This window comes from Streptomyces sp. NPDC001068, assembly GCF_042897315.1.
Lineage (GTDB): Bacteria > Actinomycetota > Actinomycetes > Streptomycetales > Streptomycetaceae > Streptomyces.
This window is the reverse complement of record NZ_JBIAYD010000005.1, coordinates 417549-444076: the sequence shown is the minus strand read 5'-3', so window position 1 is coordinate 444076 and position 26528 is coordinate 417549. Positions and strand designations below refer to the sequence as shown.

Here is a 26528-nt window from a genome sequence, read left to right as displayed (position 1 = left end):
ACCCACGCATTCCCTGTGAAACGCCCATGAATCATGACCGCAGGGGCTCCTGACCATCAGTCACATCTGACAGACGGTCATCGCTGTCACCCAACGCACATGATTGACAGGGGAATTACTGATGCCGCTAATTGGCCCCCGGGTGAATGCCAACCCATTCACCGTCGCCCGAGAGCCGTGTACGGGTCGACCCCGGCAACCACGCATGGGAGTCACACGTTGCGCACCACAAGCAGCACAGCGAGATCCAGATCCCCTCTCCGTCGAACCCTCTCCACCGGTCTGGCCGTCCTCGGCGCCACCACGATGGCACTGCTCGGACTGCAGGCCCCCGCGTCGGCGTCGAGCGCCGCGCACGCCTCCGCCTCCGCCTCCGCCTCCGCGAAGGACGCCCGCCCGCTCTTCGAGCCCACGTGCGGGGTCGCCGAGCGCAGTCACTTCTCCTGCTTCGCCCTGCGCCGCTCCGACGTGAAGTCGGTCAAGGGGGTGATGCGGGCGGCCGACACCCCCGAGGGCTACGGCGCCACCGACCTGCAGAGCGCGTACAACCTGGGCGCCGACGGAGGCAGCGGGCAGACCGTCGCCATCGTCGACGCCTTCGACGACCCGACCGCCGAGGCGGACCTGGCCGTCTACCGCGAGCAGTACGGACTGCCCGCCTGCACCACGGACAACGGCTGCTTCCACAAGGTCGACCAGCGCGGCGGCACCCACTACCCCACCCCGGACCCGGGCTGGGCCGGTGAGATATCGCTCGACCTCGACATGGTCTCCGCGATCGCCCCCAACGCCCACATCCTGCTCGTCGAAGCCGACGACAACAGCTTCGAGAGCCTGTCCTCGGCGGTCGACGAGGCGGTCGCGCTCGGCGCGAAGTTCGTCTCCAACTCGTACGGCAGCGACTACCGCGGCGGCAACGGCGAAGACCCGTCCGAGACCACCACGCTGGACTCCCACTACAACCACCCCGGTGTCGCGATCACCGCGTCCACCGGCGACTACGCCTACGGTGTCGGCTATCCGGCGGCCTCCCAGTACGTGACCGCCGTCGGCGGCACCACGCTGACCCGGGCGCCCTCCACGCCGCGCGGCTGGACCGAGGCCGCCTGGAACCTCGCCGGCTCCGGCTGCTCCCTGTACGAGCCCAAGCCCGCCTTCCAGCACGACACCGGCTGTGACCACCGGGCCCTCGCCGACGTCTCCGCCGTCGCGGAGGACGTGGCGGTCTACCAGACGTACGGCAACGGCGGCTGGGCCGTGTACGGCGGCACCAGCGTCTCCTCGCCCATCATCGCGTCGGTGTACGCGGACGCCGGAACGCCCGTCGCCGGCACCTACCCGAACTCCTACCCGTACGCGGCGAGCGCCGGGATCAACGACATCACCACCGGCAGCAACGGCAGTTGCTCCCCGTCGTACCTGTGCAACGGCACCGCCGGCTACGACGGTCCCACCGGCCTCGGCACCCCCGCCGGTCTGGCCGCGTTCCGCAGCGGTCCGCACGGGGTGATCTCCGGCACCGTGACCGACAGCGCCACCGGCAAGCCGGTCGGCTCGGCCACCGTCAGCGCGGGCACCAACGTGGCCCACACCGACTCCTCCGGCGCGTACTCCCTGACGGTGCCGACCGGCACCTACGACATCAGCGTCCAGGCGTTCGGCTACGCCGACGGCACGGCACACGACATCGTTGTCGACGACGGCGCCGCGCTCACGAAGAGCTTCTCCCTGGCACCCGTGGCCAGCCGGACCGTCGCCGGCAAGGTCGTCGACGGCTCCGGCCACGGATGGCCTCTCTACGCCAAGATCACCGCTGACGGTGTGCCCGGCTCCGTGTGGACCGACCCGGTCACCGGCTCCTACAGCCTCGACCTGCCCGAGGGACACACCTACACCCTGCACGTCGCCACGGCCTCGACCGGCTACCGGGCCGTCACCAAGAAGGTCGACGTCGGCGGCGCCGACCAGACCCTCGGATTCTCGGTTCCGGTCGACTCGTGGGCGACCAGCACCCCCGGATATCAAGTCCGTGACAACGGCGACACCGAGCCCTTCGACGCCACCGACGCCCCGCCGAGCGGCTGGAGCGTGGTCAACGCGGACGGCACGGAGGGCGGCTGGGAGTTCGACGACCCCTCCAACCGCGGCAACGGCACCGGCGGTGACGGGGCGTTCGCCATCGCGGACAGCGACCACTTCGGCGGTGCGGCCACCCAGGACACCTCCCTGGTGTCCCCGGTCTACGACTTCTCCGCCAAGGACAACCCCGAACTGGCCTTCAACACCCAGTACCAGCAGTTCAACAACCAGACCGCCGACGTCGAGGCGACCGAGGACGGCGGAAAGACCTGGACCAAGGTCTGGTCCGCGGGCTCGTCCATCTTCCCCGGCCAGCGCGTCACGGTCCCGCTCACCGACTTCGCGGGCAAGTCGGCGGTGCAGCTGCGCTTCCACTTCACCTCGCACTTCGGGTGGTGGTGGGCCGTGGACAACGTCTTCATCGGCGACCGCGCGGTCACACCCACCCCCGGTGCCCTCGTCGTCGGCACCGTGAACGACGCGAACACCGACACGGGCGTGGTCGGCGCCACCGTCACCAGCCAGGACAAGCCCGCGGAGAAGGCCACGTCGGTCGCCACCCCTGACGACCCGAACCTCTCCGACGGCTACTACTCCCTGTTCTCGACCACCTTCGGCAGCCACGCCTTCACCGCCGCCAAGTCCAAGTACTCCTCCGTGTCCAAGAACGTGAAGGTCGGCGCCGACAGCGCGGTGGAGGCCGACTTCACCCTCAAGGCCGGGAATATCACCGTCACCCCCGCGTCCGTCGCCGCCACCGTCGCCTGGGGCGGGTCCAAGACGCAGAACCTGACGGTGAAGAACACCGGCGGCGCACCCGCCACCGTCAAACTCGGCGAACAGTCAGGTGCGTTCACCCAGCAGGGCAAGGGCGCCGCGCTGCGGACCGTCAAGGGGGACTTCACCCCGCTGTCCAGCAAGGCCCACGCCAAGAGCGGTTCGGTCAAGCCCGCCGCCGTACCGGCCGACGGCCCCTGGCAGGCGGCCCCGGACTTCCCGGGCGCCATCATGGACAACGCCGTCGGCACGGACGACGGCAAGGTCTACTCGGCCTACGGATACACGGGGACGGCCGACAGCAAGGACATGTACGCCCTGGACCCGGTCGCGGGCAGCTGGACGAAGCTGGCGAGCGCGTCCGACACCCGTGAGGCCCCCGCGCACGGCTTCATCGACGGCAAGTTCTACGCCGCCGGCGGCTGGGGCGCGAGCGGCAACCCCGACGCCAATCTGGAGATCTACGACCCGAGTTCGGACAGCTGGACCACGGGCGCTTCCGCACCCAAGCCGTACGCGGGCTCCGGCACCGCCGTCCTCGACGGCAAGCTGTACATGATCGGCGGTTGTGGCGCCGACTCGTGCGGCACCACGGACGCCAGTGTCTACGACCCGAAGTCCGACTCGTGGTCCGCGATCGCCGCCTACCCCGAGGCGATCTCGTGGCAGGCCTGCGGCGCCGTCGACGACCTGCTCTACTGCGCGGGCGGTCTGGGCTCCGGCAACAGCGACGTGATCCACACCTACGTCTACGACCCCGACGCCGACAACTGGTCCCAGCTCGCGGACATGCCCGCCGCGCAGTGGGGTTCGGCCTACACGGCGGCCAACGGGCAGCTGCTGCTGGCCGGTGGCGTCGGCAACAACGCGCTCACCAACCGCAGCCAGGCCTTCGACCCGAAGGCGGGCACCTGGAGCGCACTGCCCAACCCCGCCGTCCCCACCTACCGCGGCGGCGGAGCGCCCGGCTTCTACAAGATCGGCGGCGGCACCGCGCCCAGCACCCCGACGACCAAGACCGAGCTGCTGCCCGGCTACGACCAGACCGGATCCGGCGACATCACCTGGCTGAGCGAGAGCACCCAGCAGCTCACCCTGCAGCCCGGTGCGAAGGCGACCGTCACCGTCACCCTGGACGCCTCGGTTCCCGAGGTGACCCAGCCCGGTGACTTCACCGCCGCGCTCACCGTGGGCACCGACACGCCGTACTCCGTGCCGCGTGTGCCGGTCAGCCTGCACGTCAACCCGCCCAAGACCTGGGGCAAGATCACCGGGACCGTCCTCGGCGCCACGGCGTCCGGCGGTACCGCGCCGCTGGCCGGAGCGACCGTGCAGATCGACAGCTGGGCCTCGACCTACACCCTGACCACGGCCGCCGACGGCACGTACGGCCTCTGGCTCGACACCCGCAACAACCCGCTGACCGTCATCGTCGCCAAGGACGGCTACCAGCCGACCGTGGCGACGGTGAAGATCCAGAAGGGAGCGACGGTCACGAGCAACTTCACCCTGAAGCGCAAGTAGCCCGCCCCCGCCGACAGCGCGCGGCCCCGCACCACGCCCCCGCCGCCGGCACGACGTGCACGTGTGAAGGTGGGCCGACCCCCTGGGGGCCGGCCCACCCGTGCCTGTACAGACGTACCACCGACAAACCCGCAGGAACGGACCCGGTGACAGGACGCTGACGCCCGACGCGTTCCTTCGTCGGCATCCCGCGGCGGCCCAGGATCCGATGGCGGTCGCCGGTGCGGGCGAGAACCGCGGTATGGCGGCCCGGGCGCTCGGTCGCCGCTGCGGCAACCGTGTCGTCCGACGAGATGCACACAGCCGGCGTCCGAGCGGAGGGTTTGCGGCATCCCGGTCCAACCCGATGTTCGCCCGCCTCGTCGAAAATGACAACTTGCAGCGACGGGCGAACCGCAGCTGGAGCACCAGTCCGTCTCCTACGGATCACGAAGCGGGCACCTCCCGTACTGAACCCACGGGGGTGTTCGGTCCGGCTGGTCCTGTGACCGCTATGGTTCGCCGGGTTGAGAGGGAGGACCGTGGTGTTCGTCGAGATCGTGTTCGTGGGGCTGCCGATCGATCGTGACGAGGTCGAGGAGGCTCTGGAGTCGGCGTTCGCGCTCGACGGCGAGGTCACCGGCGCGGGCAGTGGCATGGGCCTCTGCCATCTCGATCTCGAGATCGCCGAGGACTCGGACCCTGCTGCGGCCCTGGAACGGCTTCGGGCGGTGCTGTCCGGGCTGGGGGTTGCGGACTGCGCGACCTGGAACGTCAGCGAGTGATCCCGCGCGTGCGCCCCGACGGATGTCGCGGTGACCAGTGGGTGAAGGGCTGACCGAACTTGGCCGGGCGGGTGGTGGCCGTCGCGACGACGACGGTCCATCGTCAGGACTGAGCAGGCAGGGACGGCATCCCGCCCGGCGAGGGGCCAGGCAGGCCAGGCCGATCTCGTAGAAGCGGTGAATCACGTCGCGCACCGTGTCCTCGCTCGCATGGCCCGCATGTGCTCTCGATCGCCAACGGGATCGGGTTCTTCTCAGTCTCATCGTGTTCGGCGAGCAGTACCAGCGGCAGTTGGTAGCCAGCCGGGTCGTCGGTGATGTGCCGACCCCCCGTGGAGTGCTGGTCGCCATGCCACGGTCCGGGAAATGGAAGGTGTTCCCGATCAACCCGCTGGCACCAGCCCGCGACCGCGATGCAGTTTCACGCAAGAAGTCCGACCCCGGTGATGCCCTGATCCTGGCGAACATCCTGCGCATCGACATGCATACCCACGGGGCCCTGCCAGACGACACCGATCTCGGACGCGCCATCGCTGTCCGCGCCCGCGCCCAGCAGGACTGCCTGAAGAAGAAGAGGATCTCCGACGAATCACTGGCCTTCGGACCCGCGTCCGCCGCGGGCGTTCCGAGTGCGACCTGAGACGGTCAGCCGCCGGTGAGGCAGGCTTCGAGGGCTGTCCGCTGCTGAGCGGGCAGGTGGTCACCCAGAGGAGTTTTGCGGGGGCTCTGCTCGCCTTCGCAGATCCAGCTTCGTTCGTCCTCGTCGAACCACCAGTCCGCAGCGCCCCACATGGGGTGGCCTTGGAGCAGACACCTGGCCAGCGCCTCAGTCACCGCGGGAGCACCGTGAGCGACGAGCGCCCGGCCCACGGCCGTCACGGCCTCCTCCGGAACCGCAGTGTCGCCGAGAACCGGCAGAAGGAGAAGAAGCCGGGCGTGGGGATCGGTGACGCCCGTGGCACCTGGCGGTGCCTTCAGCAGGGCGGCGAGCTCGGGCCAGCACAGCCCGGGACCGATCCGGTCCTGATCGTCGCTGGCCAGGACGAGGTCCTGGCTCCAGTCGGGATGCGTGAGGAAGTAGTCCGTGGTCGTGAATTCCTCGCCACTGTTGTAGTGCACGACGATCGCGAAGCCGCGGGCCAAAGGCACCCTGAACGCCGGCCACGCCGACGGATAGTGGAGCCGCTCCAGCATGGCGTCGGCGTCGGCCGCATCGGAGCCGAAATCCTCGGGCGTGAAGTCTTGGGCCAAGTCCGCCAAGTGGGCCGGCCAGAAGCCCGGCTCCTGCAGAAGCGGATGCCCGTCCACAACGGGCGCCGAGGAGTACCAGTGCCGTGCCATCACCATGCCAGCATTCTCTCCAAGCCCGTTGGAACTGTTCGAAGCACCCTGGCACAAAGCCGCATCTGAGGGGGACGCCTTCATCGTCGAATGGGGCGTCTGGGACTGGACCGGGAACCGGCCCGCGGTGTCGCTTGGACGACTTCTCGCGGTCAACGAGATCGGCGATCGACAAGATCCGTACTGGCAGCCCCAGTACTGGAAGGTGGAGTTGCAGGCATGCTTCGCCGAGGACCCGGCCTGGGCGGACCTGCACATCAGCGGTGGCGGAGACAGCGGCTTCGATCACGCTGCCATCGGCGAGCCGAGAGCGGATGCGCTTGCTGAGACGCGCCGGTTCATCGATCAGGAACCGATCCTCAATGCGATGTGGCGGTCCACTCCGATCGGCATCGAAGTCATGCAGGAACGCGCAGATTAGCCAAACCTCCGGGTCATGAAGATTCCGGCGACATGATCCACCGGGGACCGCGAAAGTGGTCAGGGGCGCCTGTCGCAGCGCCCCTGAGTGGTTCTGGCCCGTTGAGCGGTGCCGGTCAGGCCGTGGAGACCGCGCAGGTGCCGCGTTCGGCTCTCATCGGTCCGGCGTCGCTCGGCCGGATGTCGAAGTCGAAGATGGAGGTGGGGATGTAGAGCGAGCAGCAGGCGTTGGGGATGTCGACGATGCCGCTGATACGTCCCTCGATGGGGGCGGAGCCGATGAGCAGGTAGGCCTGCTCGCCGCTGTAGCCGAACCTCTTGAAGTACTCGACGGCGTTCAGGCAGGCCCGGCGGTAGGCCAGCGTCGCGTCCAGGTAGTAGTTCGTGTCGGTGTCGTGGTCGACGGAGATCCCGATGAAGGTGAGGAACTCCGTGTACCTCGGCTCGACGTTGCCGGGGACGAACACCGGGTTGGTGGAGATGCCGTACTTGTCCATGCCGCCCTTGATCAGGTCGACGTGGAAGTCGATGAAGCCGCCCATCTCGATGGCGCCGCAGAAGGTGATCTCCCCGTCGCCCTGGCTGAAGTGCAGGTCGCCGCCGGAGAGTTTGGCGTCCTTGACGTAGACGGGATAGAAGACCCTCGAGCCCCGGGTGAAGTTCTTGATGTCGTGGTTGCCTCCGTTCTCGCGGGCCGGCACCGTGCGGGCGCCCTCCTCGGCTATGTGCCGCGCGAGGTCCCCGGTGGCCTTGCCGGCCAGCGCGTTGCTGGCGTCCGGTGGTACGGCCAGCGGTGGGACCCGGTTCGGGTCGGTGTCGATCAGCGCCTTCTCGCGGGCGTTCCAGCTGGCGAGCATCTCCGCCGAGGGAGCGGTTCCGAACAGGCCGGGGTGGGTGATGCCGGTGAACCGGATGCCGGGGAGGTGGCGGGAGACGGCCTGCTGGCCGTGGAAGTCCCAGATCGCCTTGTAGGCGTCCGGGAAGTAGTCGGTCAGGAAGCCACCCCCGTTGGCCTTGGCGAATATGCCCGTGTAGCCCCAGCTCTGGCCCGCGGCGTCGCCGGTCTGCTGGGGTACGGGGCCGAGGTCGAGGATGTCGACCACGAGCAGGTCGCCCGGTTCGGCTCCTTCGACTCCGATCGGCCCGCTCAGCATGTGCGGGATGGTCAGGTCGATGTCGCGTACGTCGTTGGCGGAGTCGTTGTTGCCTATCTGGCAGTCGGTCCAGTCACGGCATTCCATGCGGAACTCCGACCCGGGCTTCACCATGGCGGCTGTGGGGATGTCAGGGTGCCACCTGTTGTGTCCGGGGACGTCCTGATCACGCATCGACTTGGTCTGGTCCACTTTGAAGATTTCTTCGGGCATGGCAGCTTCCTCGTTGGATCTGATCCGGTCATGCGGATGCGGCCGGGCCGGACGACGGGGTCGTCGGGGTGGTTGGCGGGTTGGACGGGGATGTGCGGACTCGATCCCGCGCCGCTCGGGTGAGCGGCCACAGCGCCCCGAACACCACGACGGCGAAGGCGCCCAGTGCGATGGCGGTCTCGTCGGGGTGTTTCCAGTAGCCGGAGAGCAGCAGTCCGGCGGGTATCACGCCGGTGACCCATCCCTCGATCGCGGTGACCCAGCCGACATAGGGGCGGAGTCTCTCCTGCCGGAGACCGAGCAGCAGGAAGAACAGGAACCAGAGAAACGCCCAGTAGAGCCAGATGGCTCCGAACGGGTAGTCCTTCAGCAGGTGGAAATTGGCGAACGAATATCCCAGGGCGGCAACTGCCACGAAAAGCGAGTAGTAGCCGACACCGTCGCTGTCGATCCCCGTGAGGAGGCAGACACCCACATAGAGATAGGTGAACCCGAACAGGTAGATCCCGGACGCCGCCAGGATCTTTTTCGGGTCGTTGTCCGCCGTGAATATGAGGTACGTCGGCGTGAGCACCTGGAGTGCGCCGATGAAGAGGTTGAACACCGCTCCTGACCGGGCGTCCACCTTGTAGAGGAGAACGAGCCCGTTCATGAAGAGCACCGCACCGACGAAGAGCAGTCCCGCGTTTGCCACCGGGACGCACCTCCTAAGTCCGGGTGGGGAGGACGCCCGTGTCCGGGTGCCGGCACGTGATACGACACCATGTGCCGAACACCGCGAGCACCGCCCTCAGAGTCGTGGCAACCGGGAGAGTGCGGGGTGCGGTTGCCTGCGCGCCGTCCTGACGGGCGGCACCTCGGAGACAACTTCCGGGGCCTCTCGCGACTGCTCCTCACGGCTGTGGAGTGCAGCTGCCGCGGCTGAGGTCCGCGCGAGGCCCGGGGCGGAGTACACACGCCTGGCGGCTCCTGCGCAGGCAGGGCATTCCCAGGCTTTGGGTGCCGTACCGATCGGCAACGTCACATCGAAGTTCCCGCAGCGACCGCATCGATATTCATAGGTTGCCATCAGCAGCCTCCGACACCTTTCGCCCCTTCCAGGAGACGTCTCGAAAATCCCCATGTCAAGTTGGTGAGTGTCGTCCAAGGTCGCGTCGACGTCCGGAAACAAGCGCCGATAAAATCGGTGCACTGCGGCTGTGGCGACGTATTCGAGTCGCGGCGGTCGCCCCGCCGAATCGTCCGGGCTCAGGACCGGCAACTCGTAGAGGAACTCTCCGCGGACTCGACGGCTCGGCAACCGACGAGGGGAGCGGCGCGGTGGGAGAGGTGCGTCTGTCCGGGGACGACCCGCGTCGGCACGCGCGCGTGCTCGCCGTCGTCGCCGTGGGCGGAGCGGCGGGCGCCTGTGCCCGGTACGCGGCGGCGCTGCTGTGGCCGACGGGTTCCGCGGCATTCCCCTGGACGACTCTGTGCGTGAACGCGCTGGGGTGCCTGATCATCGGGGTCTTCATGGTGATGGTCACGGAACTGTGGAGTGCGCACCCGTTGCTGCGTCCGTTCTTCGGCACAGGGGTTCTCGGCGGCTTCACGACCTTCTCCACCTACTGCGCCGACATCGAGCGTCTGGTGCGGGAGGGCATGGCCGGCGCCGCCCTGGCATACCTGGCGCTGACGGTGGCCGCGGCGATGGTCGCCGTGACGATCGGCGCCCGCGTCGGCCGGCGGGCCGTCCGGCGGTTCAGGGGGTCGGGATGACGTCCGACGGGACCGGTCCGGAGGCGGTGGGTGCATGAGATTCGTCATCGTCGCGCTCGGTGGTGCCGTCGGCGCCCCGTTGCGGTACCTGATCGACCGGGCCGTCCAGCGCCGTCTCGGCACCGGCTTCCCGTGGGGGACCTTCGCCGCCAACATCACCGGATCGGTGATCCTGGGCGTGCTGACGGGAGCGACCCTGGCCGGGTCCGCCTCACAGGATGTGCAACTCCTGCTGGGCACGGGCTTCTGCGGAGCACTGACCACGTATTCCACGTTCTCGTACGACACCTTGCGCCTGGCGGAGGCCGGTCTGCGGTTCCTCGCGGTGGTCAACGTGGTCGTCTCGGTTCTCGCCGGACTCGGGGCCGTCTTCGTCGGCCTGGCCCTCGCCGGGACCGTCACGGGATAGCCGTGCCCGCTTCCGCGGGGCGACGGACGACTGGCGACGACTGACGGTCATATGCGGGTCCGGCCCGACGGTCTCCGACGGGCGGAATAGCCGCTGAGGAATTACGAAGATCCCCCGGGGAATGGCCGGTGCGCGGTCGGAGCGGATTAGCGCTGATTGAGCGGGCGCCTGTGAGCCGATTCACCACAAAAGTACTGGACGACCACATCCGTCCCCTTTAGCGTCCATGAATAGGTTGATTTTTGTTCTTATGTGCAGGCACTGGCGCCGCGCACAGTGACTTGTACACGATCTGGTGTACGCCGGAAGGTGGATCAGTGAGCAGCTTGGACGCGGTATGGGTGCGCGGCGTGAAGGGCATCCAGATGCACCACGTGACGGATCTGCAGGACGCCGGCCGGTTTCTCGGGAACGCCGCGATGGCACTGCGGGCCGCGCACGTGAGGACCGGCACCGACCACTACTCCGACATCGCCGCCGAGCTCAGGGGGCTGGCCGAGCGCGTGCGCCGGCTGGAGGACGAGGCACGGTCCAGGATGCAGGACCTGCACTCCACCGATCCCGACCGGTTCGCCCGTTGCCGGGAGGGCCACGAGCCGTGGCCCGGCGAGATCCCGGCCGGCTTCATCCCCCGCCACACCTGCCGGGACAAGTGCCTGTACCACGACTTCGACGTCCTGGACGCGCTGATGCAGTGCACCTGCGGTCAGCCGCCGTGCCAGGCGTGCGAGATCGGCGGCGCGCTGCCTGCGGGCGCCGACCTCGGCTGAGGACGGCTGAGTGTTCTGCCCGGGAGGCCCGGGAGGGTCATCCCTCCCGGGCCTCGTACTCGGCACGGGACTCGCTGATCTCCTCCGCATGGGCGTCGGCCCAGCCGGCCAGGTCGCGGACGACCCCGAGCAGCGACCGGCCGCGTTCGGTCAGCGTGTAATCGACCTGCGGCGGGACGGTGTGGTGCACGGTGCGACTGACCAGCCCGTCCCGCTCCAGACCGCGCAGCGTGACACTGAGCATCCGCTGCGTGATCGGTTCCGTCAGTCTCCGCAGCTCGTTGAAGCGGCGCGTCTCCTCGCCCAGCTGGCAGACGACGACCACGCTCCACTTGTCGCCGATCCGTTCCAGCACGCTGCGGATCAGTGGACGCGATTCCTCGCGGCAGCCCGGGGACCCGGACACCGATCCCGATCCCGATTCCGCGCGGTGTTCCTCTGCGGTTGCCGCTGCCACGGTTCCCTCCGCGATACCTGGGCACTTCGAAGTGCTCTCTTGTCCGGATCAACTCCAGGGCCGAGGCTCGATCGTGAGCGGTCGGCAGTGCCGGGTGCGAAACAGACCCCTCCGACCACTGTATGAGCCACAGCGCTGCGACGGAGGTCCGAGGCGGACCACCCCAGTGCAGGAGGAGATCACCCCATGGGAACAATCGGCGTCGGCATCATCGGGGCCGGCCGCGGCGGATGGGCGGCGACCGGCCACGTACCGGCACTCAGCGCGCTGCCCGACTACGAACTGCGCGCGATCAGCACGACGCGGCGCGAGTCCGCCGAAGCGGCCGCCCGGGAGTTCGGCGTCCCGGCGGGCTTCGACAACCACCGTGACCTGATCGCCCACCCGGATGTGGACCTGGTGGTCGTGGCGGTGAAGGTCGCCCACCACCACGCGCTGATCTCCGAGGCGCTGGAGGCCGGCAAGGCCGTCTACAGCGAGTGGCCGCTCGACACCGGCCTCGAGCAGGCCGCCGTCCTGGCGGAGCGCGCCCGTGCCGCACAGGTCCGTACGGTGATCGGTCTGCAGGCGCGCTACGCCCCGGCGGTGCGGCACGCCCGCGACCTGGTCGCCGACGGCTATGTGGGAAAGGTGCTCGGCACCACCCTCGTCGGGTCGGGGATCGCCTGGGGCGGCGAGACCGACCGGGCCCGTGCCTACATCTTCGACGAGGGCAGCGGGGCGACGACTGTGGCCGTACCGACCATGCATGCTCTGGAGGCACTGAACTTCGTGCTCGGCGACTTCGCCGAGGTCTCCGCCGGCCTCGTCAGGGGCCGCACGGAGGTCCTGATCGCCGACGAGGGGATCACCGTCCCGGTGTCCGCACCCGACCAGGTGTCCGTCACCGGCACACTGCACAGCGGCGCCGCCGCGTCCGTCTTCTACCGCGGCGCCTATTCCCGCGGCGACAACCTGCGCTGGGAGATCAACGGCACCGAGGGCGACCTGGTTCTGAGCGCCCCCGGCATCAACGGCAACCTCCAGGTGGCCGACCTGCGCCTGGAAGGCGGCCGGGGGGCCGACAGCGGCGTCGCGCCCATCGAGATCCCGGACCGTTACTTCACCGCGGTGCCCCGTGCACTCGCGGGCCCGGCGCACAACGTGGCCCAGGTCTACGCCGCGTTCGCCACCGACCTCCGTGACGGCACCCGTACCGTTCCGGGCTTCGACCACGCCCTGGACCGGCACCGGCTGCTCAGCGCCATCGAGGAGGCCTCCCGGACCCGGTCCGCCCGGAAACCTGCGTAGGTCAAACCTCCCGGCCGGGTGACCGGCGTCCGCTGCCGGGCTCACCGAGCGGCAACACAGCTCTACGGGCGCCGTGTTGTCGTCGGTGTGTCCGGGGCCGCGTCCGGACCCCGGAAGCACGCACTGACCGTCTTGCCGTGTGCACAGAGGTGCGTCTCCCAGGTGTCGGCGACGGCGTCCACCAGGAGCATGCCGCGGCCACCGAGGCTTTCCGCGCCGGCCTCCCGGCGGACCGGCAGGTCACCGGATTTGTCGTGCACGGAGACGTGCAGGCTGTGGTCGTCACAGGTCATCACCAGCTGGGCGCTGCTGTGGGCGTGCCGGTGCGCATTGGTCACCAGCTCGGAAACGGTGAGCAGTACCGCGTCCACCGTCTCCGGCGCGGTGCTGGTCCACCCCCGGGCCTCCAGGTGCTCGCGCGCCCAGTCGCGGGCCGCCTTCACTTCGCTGTCCACGGGCAACGTGCAGGCCCAGCCCACTGCCCGCAGCGATGAACCTTCCACGGCGATCCTTCCTGATAGGGAGCGAGTGCGGTCGGCGGCGGACGCCCGGTCTTCGTGCCGGGCGACGGTGCTGCGGCCCCGTGCGGCCCACCCGGCCGGGTACTCGCTACGACTGTCACATCCGGTCCGGCGCTCTCGTCGGAGCTCCGTTCCCGGACGTGATTCGGATACCCCCGACGGCCCGACTCAGCCCTGTCGTTCACGAAGCCGGGGGCGGCCCGCGGCGAGCCCGAAGCGGAGTCGACACCGGCAGCGCGATCGAGGCGCACCACGGCCTTTCGTGAACGGGTTCGGGTGAGGCTCACTCAGGTACGGTGGACCGCCGCCGCGTTCCGTTCTACCGGTGAGGTCTGGACACGGCACCGAAGCCCCCGTCAGTGAGCGCGCGTCACGCTCGCGGGGAAACCTCCGGCACGTTGTGGAGAGTGGTCCCCATTCGCCTCGCGCGCTGCGCTGTAGCATGTCATCCGATCGATGACAAGGACGATGTCGTCGACCTGATGACTGCCGCACGGAGGTGCACGTGACCGCGGTCGGCCGGCGCCTCGCGGCGGGCACCGACTCCCCCGGCTTGTCGTCGTCGCTCGCCGCCGCCCCGGGTACGGAACGGGCACCGGCCGCCCGGACGGTGCCACGGCAGGTAAGCGGGCAGGTCGCAGGTCAGGATGCCGGTCCTACGCGAACCCGCCTGGGCGGCGGCCGGTTCGACCGGTCTCGCCCGTGCCTCCGGCGTCGCCGGCCGCGCGGACGCCGGATGTACCGCCGTCACCCTGCCCGCGGCAGCGCCGCCGATCTCCGTCCGTCGCCGGACAGGCCGCCGCGCCCGACTCAGGCCGACCCGCGGATGTCCGGACGTGTCGGAGGGCCCGCTCCGGCCTGCCCCGAACCGCGCCGAGGGCCGGCGGCACGGCAGGTCGGTTCGAGACTTGTCCGTTCATGACGTTCCCATAGAAAGGCACCCACATGGGCAGCAGTGTCGAGACGTTGGAATTCCAGGCTGAGACCCGCCAGTTGCTCCGTCTGGTGATTCACTCGATCTACTCGAACAAGGACATCTTCCTGCGCGAGCTGATCTCGAACGCCTCCGACGCACTGGACAAACTGCGGCTGGAATCCCTGACCGATTCGAGCATCGCCGAGATCGACACGACAGACCTGCACGTCTCGTTGGAGGTCGACGCGGACGCCCGCACACTGACCGTCCGCGACAACGGGATCGGCATGAGCCGGGACGATCTCGTCGACCTGATCGGCACGATCGCCAAGTCGGGCACGGCCGGCCTGCTGGAGAAGCTCAAGGAGTCCAAGGACGCCGCCACCGCCGAGAACCTGATCGGGCAGTTCGGCGTCGGTTTCTACTCGGCGTTCATGGTCGCCGACCGGGTCACCCTTCACACCCGGCGGGCCGGCACGGACACCGGGACCCGATGGGAGTCGGACGGCGAGGGCGCCTACACCGTCCAGTCCGTCGACGGCCTGCCCGTGGGCACCTCCGTCACTCTGCACCTCAAGCCCGTCGACAGCGAGGACGGCCTCGCCGACTACCTGTCCGAGTCCAAGATCCGGCAGATCGTCAAGCGGTACTCGGACTTCATCCGCTGGCCGATCCGGATGGCCACGGAGCGCACCGACGACGAGGCCGGAACCACCCGCGGCGTCGACACGCTCAACTCGATGAAAGCCCTGTGGGCGCGGCCGCGCACGGAGGTGACCGAGGAGGAGTACCACGAGTTCTACCAGCAGATCAGCCACGACTGGCTGCCCCCGGCCGAGACGATCCACATGCGCGCCGAGGGCACCTTCGAGTACGAGGCGTTGCTGTTCATCCCCTCGCAGGCGCCCTTCGACCTGTACTCCCGCGAGACCAGGCGCGGTGTGCAGCTGTACGTCAAGCGGGTGTTCATCATGGACGACTGCGACGCGCTCATGCCCGACTACCTGCGCTTCGTCAAGGGTGTCGTGGACGCGCACGACCTGTCGCTGAACGTCTCCCGCGAGATCCTCCAGCACGACCGCCAGATCCGCGGAGTGCGCCGGCGCCTGGTCAAGAAGGTCCTCGGCGCCATCAAGGACATGCAGTCCAAGGACACCGAGCGCTACGAGAAGGTGTGGGCGCAGTTCGGCCGGGCGCTGAAGGAAGGCCTGGTCGAGGACACGGACAACACCGAGGCCCTGCTCGGCCTGGTGTCGGCCGCCTCCACGCACGACCCCGAGAAGACCACCACGCTGCGCGAGTACGTCGAGCGCATGAAGGACGGGCAGGACGCCATCTACTTCCTGACGGGCGACACCCGCGCGATGGTGGAGAACTCCCCGCACATGGAGGCCTTCGCCGCCAAGGGGTACGAGGTCCTGATCCTCACCGACCCCGTCGACGAGGTGTGGGTGGACCAGGTCCCGGCCTTCGACGGCCATCGTCTGCAGTCCATCGCCAAGGGCCAGGTCGACCTCGACGAGGCCGCGGCCGGCGACCAGGAGGCGGACGCCGAGAAGGCCCGGCGCGAGGAGGACTTCGCCGCCCTGCTGCCGTGGCTGGCCACCGCCCTGTCCGAGCAGGTCAAGCAGGTCCGCCTGTCGTCACGCCTGACGACCTCGGCGGCGTGCATCGTCGGCGAGGCCCACGACATGACGCCGACCCTGGAGAAGATGTACCGGGCGATGGGACAGGAACTCCCCACCGTCAAGCGGATCCTGGAACTCAACCCCACGCACCCGCTGGTCATCGCCCTGCGCACCGCACACGCGGCGGACGCCGACGCCCCCGCCCTGACGGAGATCGCCGAGCTGCTGTACGGCAGCGCGTTGCTCGCCGAGGGCGGCGACCTCCCGGACCCGGCACGCTTCACCCGCCTGCTCACCGATCGTCTGGCCCGGGCCCTGTAACGCTCGGCGTGGCCGGGCCGTCCGAAGCGCCCGGTCACGCCGATCCGGATCCTAGACGGCCGGGCAGTCGCAGGGGTGCGGCGCCGCCGACGACCAGGATGCGGGTGCCGGCCGACGCGGCCGCGTCCAGCAGCGCGGTGGTCGTGGTGACGGCACGGTGCTCGTGGCCGGGCGCGGGCCGGGTTGCGGCCACGACCGCGTCCGCGCCGTCGAAGAGCGCGGCCATCGTTTCGGAGTCGTCGGCGTCGCCGTGGGCGGTGGTGACCCCGTCGGGCAGCGTGTCGGAACGCGTGCGGCGGAAGACCGCCGTTGTGCGGTGGCCGCGGCCGACGGCCTCGGCGACGATACGGGAGCCGACCATGCCGGCGGCTCCGACCACGACGATCCTCATGGTGTTCGTGGCGTTGTTCATCCGGCGGTCTTCTCCTTCAGGGCGGTCGGGTCTTCGGTGGGCGGCGGCCGGTGCCGCGACGCCCGGGCAGGTGCGGGGAGTTGGCCGGCGACGATCGCGGCCGAGGACAGGACGAACCCGGCGATCTGGACCGGGCCCAGGGTCTGGCCGAGCACGGTGGCGCCCAGGACCGCGGCGACCAGCGGGGAGAGCAGCGTGAGTGCGGCGACCGAGGTGACGGGCAGTGTGGCGATCCCCTGGAACCACAGCGCGTAGGCGGCCAGGCCGCCCACCAACCCCAGCCAGAGGTACCCCAGTGCCGCGTCCGCTCCGAGCGCGGGCGGGGTGCCCTCGACGAGGAGGGTCAGGGGCAGCAGGAAGAGTCCGCCCGCGGTGAGCTGCCAGCCGGCGAACGCCGTCGGGCCGACTCCGGCGGGCCGGCCCCAGCGCTTGGTGAGAGTGATGCCGAGCGCCATCGTCACCGCGCCGGCGAGGCCCGCGGCGACGCCCACGGCATCGAGTGAGGCCTCCGGGCCGATCACCACCAGGCCGACGCCCACGGCTCCGGACAGCCCCCACGCCAGACGCCGGACCGTGAGGCGCTCGCCCAGCAGCGGCACGGAAAGGGCCGAGACAGCCAGGGGCTGCACGGCACCCAGGGTCGCGGCGACGCCGCCGGGCAGGCGTTGCGCGGCGATGAACAGCAGTGGGAGGAACGTACCGATGTTGAGCACACCGAGCACGGCGGCCCTGCCCCACCAGGCGCCTCGCGGCAGCGTGCGGGTGAGGGCCAGCACGATCACGCCGGCGGGCAGGGAGCGCAGCAGTCCGGCGAACAACGGGTGTCCGCCCGGCAGGAGTTCGGTGGTGACGATGTAGGTGGTGCCCCACACCGACGGCGCCAGGGCCGCCAGCGCGGTGCGCGGCAGGTCCGTGAGGCGGGCGCCGCCGGCTCCGTCCGGCTGGTTCCGCGAGGTCCGGGTTGTCATGCAGGAAGTCTCGGCCCGGGGTGATCGATGAGTCCAACACATGCTTGTCATGCGATCCATCTCGAATCACGATGGACGACATGGAGCTTCAGCAGATGCGATACGTGATCGCCGTCGCCGAGACGAGCAGCTTCACCCGGGCGGCCGAGCGGTGCCTGGTGGTCCAGTCCGCCCTCAGCCACCAGATCGCGCGGCTGGAACGCGAACTCGGCGCCCGGCTGTTCGACCGCACCAGCCGCCGCGTCCGGCTGACGCCGGCCGGTGAGGCCTTCCTCCCGGCGGCCCGCGCGTCGCTGGAGGCCGCCGAGCGGGCGAGTGCCGAGGTCGCCGCCACCGTCGGTGAGGTGCGGGGGCGGCTCGCGGTCGGGGTCATCCCCACGGTCGCCGCCGTCGACGTGCCGGCCGTGCTGCGTGACTTCCGCCGCCGGCAGCCCCAGGTGCGGATCAGCCTGCGGGTGGGGGCCAGCGACGACCTGGCCGACCAGGTCCGCGAGCGGGTACTGGACGTGGCGTTCCTGGGGCTGCCGACGACGGCCCGCCCGCAGGGCGTGGCCGCCCGCGAACTGGCCCGGGACCGCCTGGTCGCGGTGGTGGCGCCGGACCACCGGCTCGCCGGCGAACCGGTGGTGACCCTCAGGAGCCTGGCGTCCGAGGTCTTCGTGGACTTCCCGGCGGGTACCGCCGGGCGGGTCCAGACCGACCAGGCGTTCGCGGCTGCCGGGATCGAACGGGACGTCGCCTTCGAGGTGAGCACCACGGACTTCATCGTGCCGCTGGTCGCCCCGGGGCTCGGCGTGGCCATGATGCCCTCCGCCTACGCGCCCCGGCTGACCGGTGTCGTCGCCGTCGAGATCTCGGACGCGCCGGCCCGGGTGGAATACGTGGTCTGGAGCGCGTCCGCCCCGACACCCGCGGCGACCGCGTTCCTGTCCGCCGTCACCGACTTCCCCGTCACCGCCTCCCCCGCTCCCCACGCGGAGCTGTAGCCGGCGGCGGCCGAGTCCCGGAGAGGGCGCCCCCGGCCCACGGTTCGAACCGGACGGTCCTCCCGGCGGCCGTCCGGACACCGGCGCGGGCGTCGGCGAGCAGGTCGGAGGGTTCGGCACACCGGCCGTTCTCGCCATCCATGCGATCGAACGACTTTTTGATTCCAGACCGCGACCGCACCCGTCGCACTCGCGTGTTCGATTTTCTGTTCGATATCGTGGCGGGGGAGGTGAGCGCCGGAATGAGTTCGGAGTCGACGGAGCGTCGGCCGGGTGTGGTGATGCATGTGCGCTGCCCGGACCGGCTGCCGGAAGAGACCTACCGGCAGGTCCTGGAGCAGCTGGCGGAGCTGTCGCCGGTGGTGCAGGCGCTGCCGCCCACGGCGGCCCTGGTCGATCTGCGCGGTGCGCTGCGCTACCACGGCGCGACCCCCTCGCACCTCGGGGACATGGTGCGGCTGCGGACGGTCTCCCGCTACGGCGTCGACGTGCGTGTCGGCATCGGCCCGACCGTCACCGTCGCCGCCACCGCCTCCGCGCAGGTTCCGCATGCCGGCGGCGTCCTGGCCGTCGAGGCCCGCGACGCCGCCACCTGGCTCGCCCTGCTCCGAGTGGAGGACCTGCACGGCATCGGCCCCCGCCAGGCCGCCACCCTCCGCCACTACGGCGTCGACCGCGTCGGCGTGCTCGCCGCGCTGCCCACCACAACCGTGCAACGGCTGCTCGGCAGGGCCGGCCGTACCGCCGTCGACCGGGCCCGGGGCATCGACCCCCGCCCCGTCACCCCGCGCCGGCTGCCGGCCTCCGCCTCCGTCCGGCACCGCTTCCCCCACGACGTCCTGGACGGCGCCACCGTCCGCTCCGCCCTCCTCGGCCTGGTCGTGGAACTCGGCGCCGAACTGCGCCGTCGCCGGCAGGCAGCCCGCGCCCTCACCCTCACCCTCACCTTCGCCGGCGGAACGGCATGGGAGAAGACCCGCCGCCTGGCCGCACCGTCCGGGCACGAGGACGACCTGCGCCAGGTCACCTACCAGATCATGGACGCCGCAGGACTCCAGCGCGGCCGGCTGACCGCACTCGCGCTGCGCGCCGAGGACCTGGCCGACGGCGACACGGTCGCCGAGCAGCTCAGCCTCGACACCGCCCGGCAGGCACGGCTCGCCGCCGAGCAGGCGGCCGACCGGATCCGAAAGAAGTTCGGACCCGGCGCGATCGGACCCGCCGCCACCTACCGGCCGGCCTCCTGACCTCAGGGAGAACGCCCTTCAGCAGCCAGGGTGGTGGCGGCCGAGCCCCGTACCGCGCGGGCCGCTCAGGCCAGTTCGGCGCCCCTCGTCGCGGCCTCTTCCTCCGTGTGGGCCTGTCCCGTGGCGAGAGAGCCGCCCGAGCTCTCCAGATGGGCTCGCACGAACCACTGGAACTGTTCCAGGTCGCGCAGTTGCCCGATGAGCAGGTCCTCGGTGGCGGTGTCGATGTCCCCCGCCTCCTTGATCGCGGCGCGGACGGCCTCGATCACTCCGGTGTACACGAGGTCGAGCGCGCCGAGGTGGGCGATCGCGTCGGCGCGGCCGATGGAGTAGTCGTCCCAGGTCCGCTCGGCGACCAGGGATCCGGGCGTTCCCTGCGCGACACCGCCGAGCGCGGCGATGCGCTCGGCCAGGTCGTCGGCCATGTCCCGGACCTGGTCCACCTGCGGGTCGATCATCTCGTGGACGGCGATGAAGTGCGGCCCGACCACGTTCCAGTGCACGTGCTTGAGCGTCAGGTGCAGATCGTTGAGCGCGTGCAGGCGAAGACGGAGCACACCGATCAGCCGGCCGGCCGCCTCGCGCTCGATGCCGGGCACCGTGTACTTCGGGGTCAGATCCTGTGCCATGGTTTCGCCTCGGTCCTCGATGGTGTGTGTGGGCATGTCCCACCCCGACTTCCCCGGCTCGCCCTGCTCAGACCTCTGAAGGTGAAGGCTGGTCGCGCCGGTGTGCTGAGACCGCGGACCAGCGACGCGCCGGCCCGCCACCGTTCGCGGTGGCCGTTCACCGGGCGGCGCGGAGGATCTTCGGCACGGCCGCGATGGGCACCCGCGCGGAGAAGCACGGTGACCGGCGCCGCCACCACGCTCGCCCGCCACACGGGCGAGGAGCGTCATGGACGGCGGGTGGTGCCGCACCGCATCCGGAGGTCGAGCAATGTCTGGTTCCGTCGTGTCCGATGCTCTTGCCGCTCGGTCCGACGCGGGGTGTCGGTGTGGATCTACGACCTCTCCCGCGGGCTTCTCGCCGACGGCGACCTGATGGAGGGTGTCACCAGCGAGGACGTCCCCGCCCGCTTCGCCGCCTACGGCCGGCACGTGCAGACCGTCGACTGGACCGGCACCGGCGAGTACGTCGAAGACGTCGACGCCCTGCTCACCGCGACGCAGGCGGCCCGGGAGGAGACCGGCCGCCCGTCCCTGATCATGCTGCGCACCCTGATCGGCCGGCCCGCCCCGAGCAGGCAGAACACGGGCAAGGCCCATGGTTCCGCGCTGGGCGGGACGAAGTCGCCGCCACGAAACGCCTGTTGGGTTTCGACCCCGCGGCTCGCTTCACCGTCGAGGACGAGGTACCGGCAGGCGGCCGAGCGCGGCCGGCAGGCGCACGCGGCGCGGGACGAGAGGTTCCAGGCCTGGCAGCGGGCCCATCCGCGGCGCGCCGCGACACTGGCCCGGCTGCGGAAGCGGCAACTGCCCGACGGCTGGACCGACGCGCTGCCCGGGTTTCCCGCCGATGCCGAGGGAATGGCCACCCGGGCCGCTTCGGGCGAGGTCCTCAGCGCGCTCGCGGACGCCGTCGACGGGGCGGTGTCCGAGGTGGTCCTGGTGGCGACCGGCTCCGAGGTCCACATCGCCCTGGCGGCCCGCGCACTGCCGGCCACGGAGAACCTCGCGGTGCGGGTGGTGTCGATGCCCTGCCGGGAGTGGTTCGCCGCCCAGCCGCGGAGCTACCAGGACTCCGTGCTGCCACCGTCCGTCCGGGCACGCGTCAGTGTCGAAGCCGCGGTCGCACAGGGATGGCGCGAGATCGTCGGCGACGCGGGCCGAGTGGTCAGCCTCGAACACTACGGGGCCTCCGCCGCCTACCAGCGCCTCTACACCGAGTCACGACCACGACGGCCGTCGGACCGGTACCAGGGGTGCCGGGGGTGTACAGGTGGCCGGCGATGTCGATCCCGGCGCTGGGGAAGGTCACGTTGCTTCGCATGGGTCCACCGTGCGCTCCCCCGTGGCGGAGCGGCAGAGGCGGGATTCCGAGGGGGCAGGTGCGTGAGGGGAAAAATTCCGCCCCCTCAGGACGGCCTCGGCCTGGCGCATAGTGGATGTCATGTCCGACACGCACACACCCCGCTCCGAGCTCGGGGCGTTCCTGAAGGCACGCCGGGCCGAGCTGACTCCCGCGCAGGTCGGCCTGGGCGACGACGGGACCGTACGGCGCGTCCCCGGACTGCGGCGCGACGAGGTCGCTCGTCTGGCCGCGATGAGTACGGGTTACTACACCCGGATCGAGCAGGGACGCCTGCCCGCGTCCGCGACCGTGCTCGCCTCACTCGTGCGCGCACTGCGGCTGGGCGGGGCGCAGCGGGCGTACCTGTACGAACTGGCGGGCCAGGCGCCCGCCGCCCCGCGGCGCCGCTCGGCCCGGCGGGTGCGGCCGTCGGTGCAGCGGATGCTCGACGGTCTCGGCCACCTGCCCGCTCTGGTCCTCGGCCGCCATGACGACATCCTCGCGTGGAACGCCGCTGCCGCCGCCCTGTACGGCGACTTCGGCGAGCTGACGGCCCGCGAGCGCAACCACGTCCGGCTGCTGTTCCTCGACCCCGTCATGCGGGATCTGCACGTCGACTGGGAGGACGCGGGACGGATCAGCGCGGCCCGGCTGAGGATGGCGGCCGCCGGCAACCCCGACGACTCCCGCCTGGCCGAACTCGTCGGTGAACTGTCGGTCCGCAGCCCTGAGTTCCGCGAGTGGTGGGGCGGACGGATCGTGTCGGACACGGCCCACGGCACCAAACGCTACCGTCACCCTCTCGTCGGGCCCCTCACCCTCGAATGCGACACCTGGGCAAGCCCGGACGACCCGCAGGTGATGTTCGTGGTGCTCACCGCCGAAGCCGACAGCCGTGACGACGAGGCGCTGCGCATACTCGCCTCCTGGAACACCGCCCCGGCACAGCCCCGCACAGCCGACACCCCGCGCGACCGACACCCGTAGCGGGGGCCGGCACACCTGTCAGCGGGCGGCCGCGTCCTCCACCGTCGCCCGGACGTCCAGGACCTGGTCCGCGCCGGTCAGCTCCAGCACCCGCAGAAGCTGCCGCGCGGGCCTGGCGACACGCAGGCGGTGTCCGCGGTGGAAGTTCAGCAGCACGTTCAGCACCGTGGAGTCGGCGAAGGTCACGCCGGCGGCATCCACGACGACCGTCGTGTGCGTGGTCGCCGCGTCCTGCAGGGCCGACGCCAGGAGGGGGACGGAGTTGCCGTCGAACGCACCGTGGACGGCCACCACCCAGGCACCCTCCAGCTCGTACTGGGTCAGATGGGGCAGCCCCGACGCGTGCGACGTGGTCGGGTCCGGCCGGCTGTCGCCGTCGTTCGCGGAACTCATGCCCGCGAGTATGCCGCGAAGATCGGCGACCGCAAGAGGGCGGAGGGCGGTCTTGGGCGACCGCCCGGGGTGACGGTGAAGTCCACCGCACGGGCGGTCAGGGGGACCGTACGTCGGTCAGGGCTTGTTCGAGGGCCCCGTGGAGGTCTTCCGGCAGTCGGCCGCCGGCCGGCCAGTCCACGATCAGTGCGGCGACTTTCCGGAGTTTGGTGTTGGTGTGCTGGGAGACCGTCCGCAGCACCTCGAACCCCTGCTCCGGGGAGAGTTTGCCCAGGGAGATGACCACGCCGATGGCCTGGTCGATCACCGCGTGGGAGGCGATCGCTTCCTGCAGCTGGCCGATTTCCCGGTTCAGCTGTGCCAGCTGCCCTACGAGGTCCGCCTGCCGGACCTGACCCGGCATGTCACCGGGCACGGGACGCCCGTTCCCCGAGTACTCCATATCGACTGCGACTCCGGGTTCTTCCCTGCCCGGGCGGCCGTCACCGCCTGGGCGAATACTTGCAGAACGACAATCATCTACCCCACAAGTCGAAGATCATCAAGCCGCGACAGAAAGCGCGGGGTGATCCCGGCCACTGCGTCCGACGACCTACGGCGGTCCGCGCTCCGGACGGACGGGGTGGGCGGGCTCCGGACGGACGGGGTGGGCACGCTCCAGGCGGATGGTTCGGGCACGCTCCGGGCAGACGCCGCGGGCGGTTCCGGGGAGGCGCCGCCGCGCTCACCAGGCCTGAACATGATCACCCAAGACCTTCATCCCAAATGCACATATAAAGGGTGAATGGGCCGACCGGAGAGTGGTACTCCGACAGAAACCGCTACAGATCGGAGCGCCCCCATGGTGATCAAGAAGATGCACGACATGGGCATCCGCAGCGAACACGCCTACCTCGCCGGCATGGGCTCCATCGGCCTCAGCGTCATGTCCTGGGTCACCAGCATGAAGGCCGAGCAGGCCGGCGTCGAGCGAGCCGACCGCTGGGGCATCTTCGTCGGCGAGTGGGCACCCACCTTCATGGCCCTCGGTCTCGCCCTCTCCCACTACGAACAGCAGGAGGGCACCCTCACCGGCTCCCTGCACGCGGTGAGGCAAGCCGGCTGACCCGCACGGCCGCACCGGCGAACCGTGCCCCGCACAGGCGCGGACGGCGGCCGAGGAATCCGGCGGCCATCGGAGTGGCGGAGCGGCCGGCATCCGGAACAGGCGACGCCCCAGTCGCCGCCGACCGGGCGCGGGCCGCTCACGCCGACCTCGTCTCGCCCTGATGCCGCGCCACGGTCACGCACGTCTGGCCGTGACCGTGAACATTCCCCCGTCCGGATCCCGGAGCGCCGCCCAGGTCCTCGCGCCGTCCGACCGGACCGGCTCCACGGCGCTGCCGCCCAGACGGGTCGCGGCCCGGACGGCGGCCCGGACGTCGTCCACTTCGAAGTGGACGTGCCAGCGGGGACGGACCCGTGGATCCGGAGCGGCCTCCACGGCACCGCCGATGATCTGTGCGACGGCCCGCCCGCCGTGACGCAGCACGACCCGGTCGTCCTCGTAGGCCACCTGGACCGACTGCGGCCGGTCATCGGCCCAGAGGAGGACCTCGGCGTAGAAGATGACCGACTCGAAGGCGTTGCGGGTGTGCAGTTCGAGCCAGACCGGCGTCCCGTGCCGGTGCGCGGTCCAGTCCGGGATCTCGACACCTTCCCAGATTCCGAAGACCGCCCCGTCCCTGTCGGCGGCCAGCACCGCCCGTCCGGTGCCCAGGCGCAGCGGGCCCACCGCGATGGTGGCGCTGCGCTCACGGATGCGGGAGGCGGCGAGGTCCGCCTTGTCCACCGCGAAGTACGGGATCCAGGCAACCGGCGCGGACAGGCTGGCGGCCAGGGCCCCGATCCCGGCGACCGGGACGCCGTCGAAGAGCGCGGCCGAGAACTCCTCACCGAGCCGGGTCGACCGGAACTCCCACCCCAGCACGGCCCCGTAGAAGTCCTCCGCGGCGCGCAGGTCCCGGGTCAGCAGACTGACCCAGCACGGAGCACCGAAGAGCGCATGACTGGAGTTCGACACAAATGTCACCTGTCGCCGCTTACCGTAACAATCCCACCGTACGCATGGCTCCTCCCTCGCGATGCCGTACGGGCTCGGGCCGCCGCGGCGTGTCTGGAGATACCGCCCGGCGACTCGGGCCCGGCCCCCCGAAAGCCCCGCCCTGCCGGGGACTCGCCCGATGACCGACGACGCCGGCAGCGAACGGGAAGGACACGCAGGGGGCGCCGAAGCGGCTCCCGGACTTCGCGCCGCCACATCGGTCACGCCGGCATGCCGGTGATCCCCCGCCGGGAGCGGGGTGCCCGCGCGGAGGCGCGAGGCCTGTCCCGCCGGTTCAGCCCGCGTCCGGCAGGCGGACGGCAAGGATGCCGTCCGCTTCGGTCCTGGTCTCGAAGCTCGGTTGCGGCGCGGTGGCGGGGCCGCGCACCGGGGCGCCGTCGGACAGCCGGAACACACTGCCGTGCCAGGGGCAGACCACGCAGCCCTCCGCGATGTCGCCCTCGGACAGCGGTCCCGACAGGTGACTGCACCGGTCCGCCAGAGCCGCGACGGTGCCGTCCTCGTCGCGGACGATCAGCAGGGGCACCTCACCGAGCATGAGCCGCTGGGGGACACCCGGTTCGAAGGCGTCCACCGGGCCGAGCCGGTGCCAGCCGGGTGCCACGAGATGGGGGACGGGCTCCGCCTTGTTCGCACCCGCGCTCTGCCGGTAGGCGAGATGGCCGCCCACGAACCCGCCGACTCCCGCGCAGACCAGACCGCCGAAGCCGAGCGCCCGGCCGGTCATCGGGCGCCGCCCGCGCACGACGAACGACGCTCCGAAGAGCGACACGGCGCCGGCGTTGGCGGCCGCGTGCACCAGACCGGTCCGCATCTGCTGCTCGTGCTGCTCCGCCCAGTCCGTCCATCCGGCCAACGCGGCGGGCAGCGCCGCCAGTGTGCCCACCCCCACGAGGACACGGGCGTACCGCCCGGCGCCGGGTACGAGGTCCAGGACGGCGGACGACAGCCAGGCGCCCATCGGCACCTGCACCAGCACCGGATGGAGCGGATGGCCGAGCTGACGGCCGTGGAGCACATCGCGGAGCCGACCGAGCGGCAGGACCCTCACGGCCTTACGCACGGGTCTCACGAAA

Annotated in this window: 25 protein-coding genes and 3 pseudogenes; 14 read left to right on the top strand and 14 right to left on the bottom strand. The window is 70.5% G+C overall.

Annotation, left to right across the window (positions count from 1 at the left end; genetic code table 11):
* Positions 1-219: 219 nt before the first annotated feature.
* Together ACFY3I_RS17060 and ACFY3I_RS17055 are read left to right on the top strand one after the other, a co-directional pair.
* Positions 220-4380: a carboxypeptidase regulatory-like domain-containing protein gene (locus ACFY3I_RS17060; protein ID WP_390861243.1), complete on the top strand. Its 4161-nt coding sequence runs from the start codon at positions 220-222 to the stop codon at positions 4378-4380.
* A 524-nt stretch (positions 4381-4904) separates the two neighbouring features.
* The gene (locus tag ACFY3I_RS17055) at positions 4905-5144 is read left to right on the top strand and encodes a hypothetical protein (RefSeq protein ID WP_390861242.1); all 240 of its coding nucleotides are present in this window, start codon (positions 4905-4907) and stop codon (positions 5142-5144) included.
* A 25-nt stretch (positions 5145-5169) separates the two neighbouring features.
* Here the strand turns inward: ACFY3I_RS17055 and ACFY3I_RS17050 are convergent.
* Positions 5170-5408, bottom strand: a pseudogene (locus ACFY3I_RS17050) (IS630 family transposase); the annotation flags it as partial.
* Between the two features lie 67 nt (positions 5409-5475).
* On the opposite strand from ACFY3I_RS17050, the pseudogene ACFY3I_RS17045 reads away from it, so the two are divergent.
* Positions 5476-5709: pseudogene (locus tag ACFY3I_RS17045) on the top strand (transposase); the annotation flags it as partial.
* An 80-nt stretch (positions 5710-5789) separates the two neighbouring features.
* Here the strand turns inward: ACFY3I_RS17045 and ACFY3I_RS17040 are convergent.
* Positions 5790-6491 carry a hypothetical protein gene (locus tag ACFY3I_RS17040; RefSeq protein WP_390861241.1) on the bottom strand — a complete coding sequence of 234 codons (702 nt, stop codon included), beginning with the start codon at positions 6489-6491 and terminating at the stop codon, positions 5790-5792.
* 22 nt (positions 6492-6513) lie between these two features.
* On the opposite strand from ACFY3I_RS17040, the gene ACFY3I_RS17035 reads away from it, so the two are divergent.
* Positions 6514-6906 carry a hypothetical protein gene (locus ACFY3I_RS17035; protein WP_390861240.1) on the top strand — a complete coding sequence of 131 codons (393 nt, stop codon included), beginning with the start codon at positions 6514-6516 and terminating at the stop codon, positions 6904-6906.
* 115 nt (positions 6907-7021) lie between these two features.
* Here the strand turns inward: ACFY3I_RS17035 and fmdA are convergent, their stop codons facing one another.
* The 3 genes from fmdA to ACFY3I_RS17020 form a co-directional block, all read right to left on the bottom strand.
* Positions 7022-8272: a formamidase gene (gene fmdA, locus ACFY3I_RS17030; protein WP_365294663.1), complete on the bottom strand. Its 1251-nt coding sequence runs from the start codon at positions 8270-8272 to the stop codon at positions 7022-7024.
* A 28-nt stretch (positions 8273-8300) separates the two neighbouring features.
* Positions 8301-8966, bottom strand: a complete 666-nt coding sequence (locus ACFY3I_RS17025) for an AmiS/UreI family transporter (RefSeq protein WP_390861239.1) — start codon at positions 8964-8966, stop codon at positions 8301-8303.
* A gap of 96 nt (positions 8967-9062) precedes the next feature.
* Positions 9063-9341 carry a zinc ribbon domain-containing protein gene (locus tag ACFY3I_RS17020; RefSeq protein WP_365294658.1) on the bottom strand — a complete coding sequence of 93 codons (279 nt, stop codon included), beginning with the start codon at positions 9339-9341 and terminating at the stop codon, positions 9063-9065.
* Between the two features lie 251 nt (positions 9342-9592).
* On the opposite strand from ACFY3I_RS17020, the gene crcB (ACFY3I_RS17015) reads away from it, so the two are divergent.
* The 3 genes from crcB (ACFY3I_RS17015) to ACFY3I_RS17005 all read left to right on the top strand — a co-directional run bounded on the left by crcB (ACFY3I_RS17015) (position 9593) and on the right by ACFY3I_RS17005 (position 11209).
* Entirely contained in the window at positions 9593-10030 is a 438-nt protein-coding gene (gene crcB, locus ACFY3I_RS17015) for a fluoride efflux transporter CrcB (protein ID WP_390861238.1), read from the top strand.
* A 34-nt stretch (positions 10031-10064) separates the two neighbouring features.
* Positions 10065-10439, top strand: a complete 375-nt coding sequence (crcB, locus tag ACFY3I_RS17010) for a fluoride efflux transporter CrcB (protein WP_390861237.1) — start codon at positions 10065-10067, stop codon at positions 10437-10439.
* A gap of 317 nt (positions 10440-10756) precedes the next feature.
* Positions 10757-11209 (top strand): hypothetical protein, encoded by a 453-nt coding sequence (locus ACFY3I_RS17005; protein ID WP_390861236.1) that lies wholly within the window; start codon positions 10757-10759, stop codon positions 11207-11209.
* A gap of 37 nt (positions 11210-11246) precedes the next feature.
* Here ACFY3I_RS17005 and ACFY3I_RS17000 read toward each other — a convergent pair whose 3' ends face one another.
* Positions 11247-11615 carry a helix-turn-helix domain-containing protein gene (locus tag ACFY3I_RS17000; protein ID WP_365294652.1) on the bottom strand — a complete coding sequence of 123 codons (369 nt, stop codon included), beginning with the start codon at positions 11613-11615 and terminating at the stop codon, positions 11247-11249.
* Between the two features lie 237 nt (positions 11616-11852).
* Between ACFY3I_RS17000 and ACFY3I_RS16995 the strand changes: the two genes are divergently transcribed.
* Positions 11853-12956, top strand: coding sequence for a Gfo/Idh/MocA family protein (locus ACFY3I_RS16995; RefSeq protein WP_390861235.1), 1104 nt, complete (start codon positions 11853-11855; stop codon positions 12954-12956).
* Positions 12957-13018: 62 nt separating this feature from the next.
* Here ACFY3I_RS16995 and ACFY3I_RS16990 read toward each other — a convergent pair whose 3' ends face one another.
* A complete protein-coding gene (locus ACFY3I_RS16990) occupies positions 13019-13459 on the bottom strand; it encodes an ATP-binding protein (RefSeq protein ID WP_390861234.1) in 441 nt (146 codons plus the stop codon).
* A gap of 963 nt (positions 13460-14422) precedes the next feature.
* Here ACFY3I_RS16990 and htpG point away from each other — a divergent pair.
* The gene (htpG, locus tag ACFY3I_RS16985; protein ID WP_390861233.1) at positions 14423-16342 is read left to right on the top strand and encodes a molecular chaperone HtpG; all 1920 of its coding nucleotides are present in this window, start codon (positions 14423-14425) and stop codon (positions 16340-16342) included.
* Between the two features lie 34 nt (positions 16343-16376).
* Here htpG and ACFY3I_RS16980 read toward each other — a convergent pair whose 3' ends face one another.
* Positions 16377-16754: an NAD(P)-dependent oxidoreductase gene (locus ACFY3I_RS16980; RefSeq protein WP_390861232.1), complete on the bottom strand. Its 378-nt coding sequence runs from the start codon at positions 16752-16754 to the stop codon at positions 16377-16379.
* Positions 16751-17722 (bottom strand): EamA family transporter, encoded by a 972-nt coding sequence (locus ACFY3I_RS16975; RefSeq protein WP_390861231.1) that lies wholly within the window; start codon positions 17720-17722, stop codon positions 16751-16753. Before ACFY3I_RS16975 ends, ACFY3I_RS16980 begins: the two co-directional genes overlap by 4 nt.
* Before the next feature lie 80 nt (positions 17723-17802).
* Here ACFY3I_RS16975 and ACFY3I_RS16970 point away from each other — a divergent pair, with 80 nt between their 5' ends.
* Positions 17803-18708, top strand: a complete 906-nt coding sequence (locus ACFY3I_RS16970; RefSeq protein WP_390861230.1) for a LysR family transcriptional regulator — start codon at positions 17803-17805, stop codon at positions 18706-18708.
* Positions 18709-18950: 242 nt separating this feature from the next.
* On the top strand, positions 18951-19955 hold the full coding sequence (locus ACFY3I_RS16965; protein ID WP_390861229.1) for a hypothetical protein: 1005 nt from the start codon (positions 18951-18953) through the stop codon (positions 19953-19955).
* 65 nt (positions 19956-20020) lie between these two features.
* On the opposite strand, the gene ACFY3I_RS16960 is transcribed toward ACFY3I_RS16965, so the two are convergent.
* Positions 20021-20584 carry a Dps family protein gene (locus tag ACFY3I_RS16960; protein ID WP_390861228.1) on the bottom strand — a complete coding sequence of 188 codons (564 nt, stop codon included), beginning with the start codon at positions 20582-20584 and terminating at the stop codon, positions 20021-20023.
* Positions 20585-20998: 414 nt separating this feature from the next.
* On the opposite strand from ACFY3I_RS16960, the pseudogene ACFY3I_RS16955 reads away from it, so the two are divergent.
* Both ACFY3I_RS16955 and ACFY3I_RS16950 read left to right on the top strand, forming a co-directional pair.
* Positions 20999-21784: pseudogene (locus tag ACFY3I_RS16955) on the top strand (transketolase C-terminal domain-containing protein); the annotation flags it as partial.
* A 283-nt stretch (positions 21785-22067) separates the two neighbouring features.
* Positions 22068-22955: a helix-turn-helix transcriptional regulator gene (locus tag ACFY3I_RS16950; protein WP_390861227.1), complete on the top strand. Its 888-nt coding sequence runs from the start codon at positions 22068-22070 to the stop codon at positions 22953-22955.
* An 18-nt stretch (positions 22956-22973) separates the two neighbouring features.
* On the opposite strand, the gene ACFY3I_RS16945 is transcribed toward ACFY3I_RS16950, so the two are convergent.
* Both ACFY3I_RS16945 and ACFY3I_RS16940 read right to left on the bottom strand, forming a co-directional pair.
* Positions 22974-23348 (bottom strand): STAS domain-containing protein, encoded by a 375-nt coding sequence (locus tag ACFY3I_RS16945; protein ID WP_365294630.1) that lies wholly within the window; start codon positions 23346-23348, stop codon positions 22974-22976.
* 97 nt (positions 23349-23445) lie between these two features.
* A complete protein-coding gene (locus tag ACFY3I_RS16940; RefSeq protein WP_390861226.1) occupies positions 23446-23763 on the bottom strand; it encodes an ANTAR domain-containing protein in 318 nt (105 codons plus the stop codon).
* 426 nt (positions 23764-24189) lie between these two features.
* Between ACFY3I_RS16940 and ACFY3I_RS16935 the strand changes: the two genes are divergently transcribed.
* Entirely contained in the window at positions 24190-24453 is a 264-nt protein-coding gene (locus tag ACFY3I_RS16935; RefSeq protein ID WP_390861225.1) for a hypothetical protein, read from the top strand.
* Between the two features lie 177 nt (positions 24454-24630).
* Here the strand turns inward: ACFY3I_RS16935 and ACFY3I_RS16930 are convergent, their stop codons facing one another.
* Positions 24631-25410 carry a VOC family protein gene (locus ACFY3I_RS16930; protein WP_390861224.1) on the bottom strand — a complete coding sequence of 260 codons (780 nt, stop codon included), beginning with the start codon at positions 25408-25410 and terminating at the stop codon, positions 24631-24633.
* Between the two features lie 316 nt (positions 25411-25726).
* Complete coding sequence (locus ACFY3I_RS16925; protein ID WP_390861223.1) at positions 25727-26515, bottom strand: Rieske 2Fe-2S domain-containing protein; 789 nt, start codon at positions 26513-26515, stop codon at positions 25727-25729.
* Positions 26516-26528: the final 13 nt, after the last annotated feature.

Coding starts and splice junctions, on each gene's coding strand:
- ACFY3I_RS17040 (WP_390861241.1), bottom strand. CDS start 6,491: ATGGTGATGGCACGGCACTGGTACTCCTCGGCGCCCGTTGTGGACGGG.
- ACFY3I_RS16960 (WP_390861228.1), bottom strand. CDS start 20,584: ATGGCACAGGATCTGACCCCGAAGTACACGGTGCCCGGCATCGAGCGC.
- ACFY3I_RS16950 (WP_390861227.1), top strand. CDS start 22,068: ATGTCCGACACGCACACACCCCGCTCCGAGCTCGGGGCGTTCCTGAAG.
- ACFY3I_RS16935 (WP_390861225.1), top strand. CDS start 24,190: ATGGTGATCAAGAAGATGCACGACATGGGCATCCGCAGCGAACACGCC.
- ACFY3I_RS16975 (WP_390861231.1), bottom strand. CDS start 17,722: ATGACAACCCGGACCTCGCGGAACCAGCCGGACGGAGCCGGCGGCGCC.
- ACFY3I_RS16945 (WP_365294630.1), bottom strand. CDS start 23,348: ATGAGTTCCGCGAACGACGGCGACAGCCGGCCGGACCCGACCACGTCG.
- htpG (WP_390861233.1), top strand. CDS start 14,423: ATGGGCAGCAGTGTCGAGACGTTGGAATTCCAGGCTGAGACCCGCCAG.
- ACFY3I_RS17020 (WP_365294658.1), bottom strand. CDS start 9,341: ATGGCAACCTATGAATATCGATGCGGTCGCTGCGGGAACTTCGATGTG.
- crcB (WP_390861237.1), top strand. CDS start 10,065: ATGAGATTCGTCATCGTCGCGCTCGGTGGTGCCGTCGGCGCCCCGTTG.
- ACFY3I_RS16980 (WP_390861232.1), bottom strand. CDS start 16,754: ATGAACAACGCCACGAACACCATGAGGATCGTCGTGGTCGGAGCCGCC.
- ACFY3I_RS16970 (WP_390861230.1), top strand. CDS start 17,803: ATGGAGCTTCAGCAGATGCGATACGTGATCGCCGTCGCCGAGACGAGC.
- ACFY3I_RS16995 (WP_390861235.1), top strand. CDS start 11,853: ATGGGAACAATCGGCGTCGGCATCATCGGGGCCGGCCGCGGCGGATGG.
- ACFY3I_RS16965 (WP_390861229.1), top strand. CDS start 18,951: ATGAGTTCGGAGTCGACGGAGCGTCGGCCGGGTGTGGTGATGCATGTG.
- fmdA (WP_365294663.1), bottom strand. CDS start 8,272: ATGCCCGAAGAAATCTTCAAAGTGGACCAGACCAAGTCGATGCGTGAT.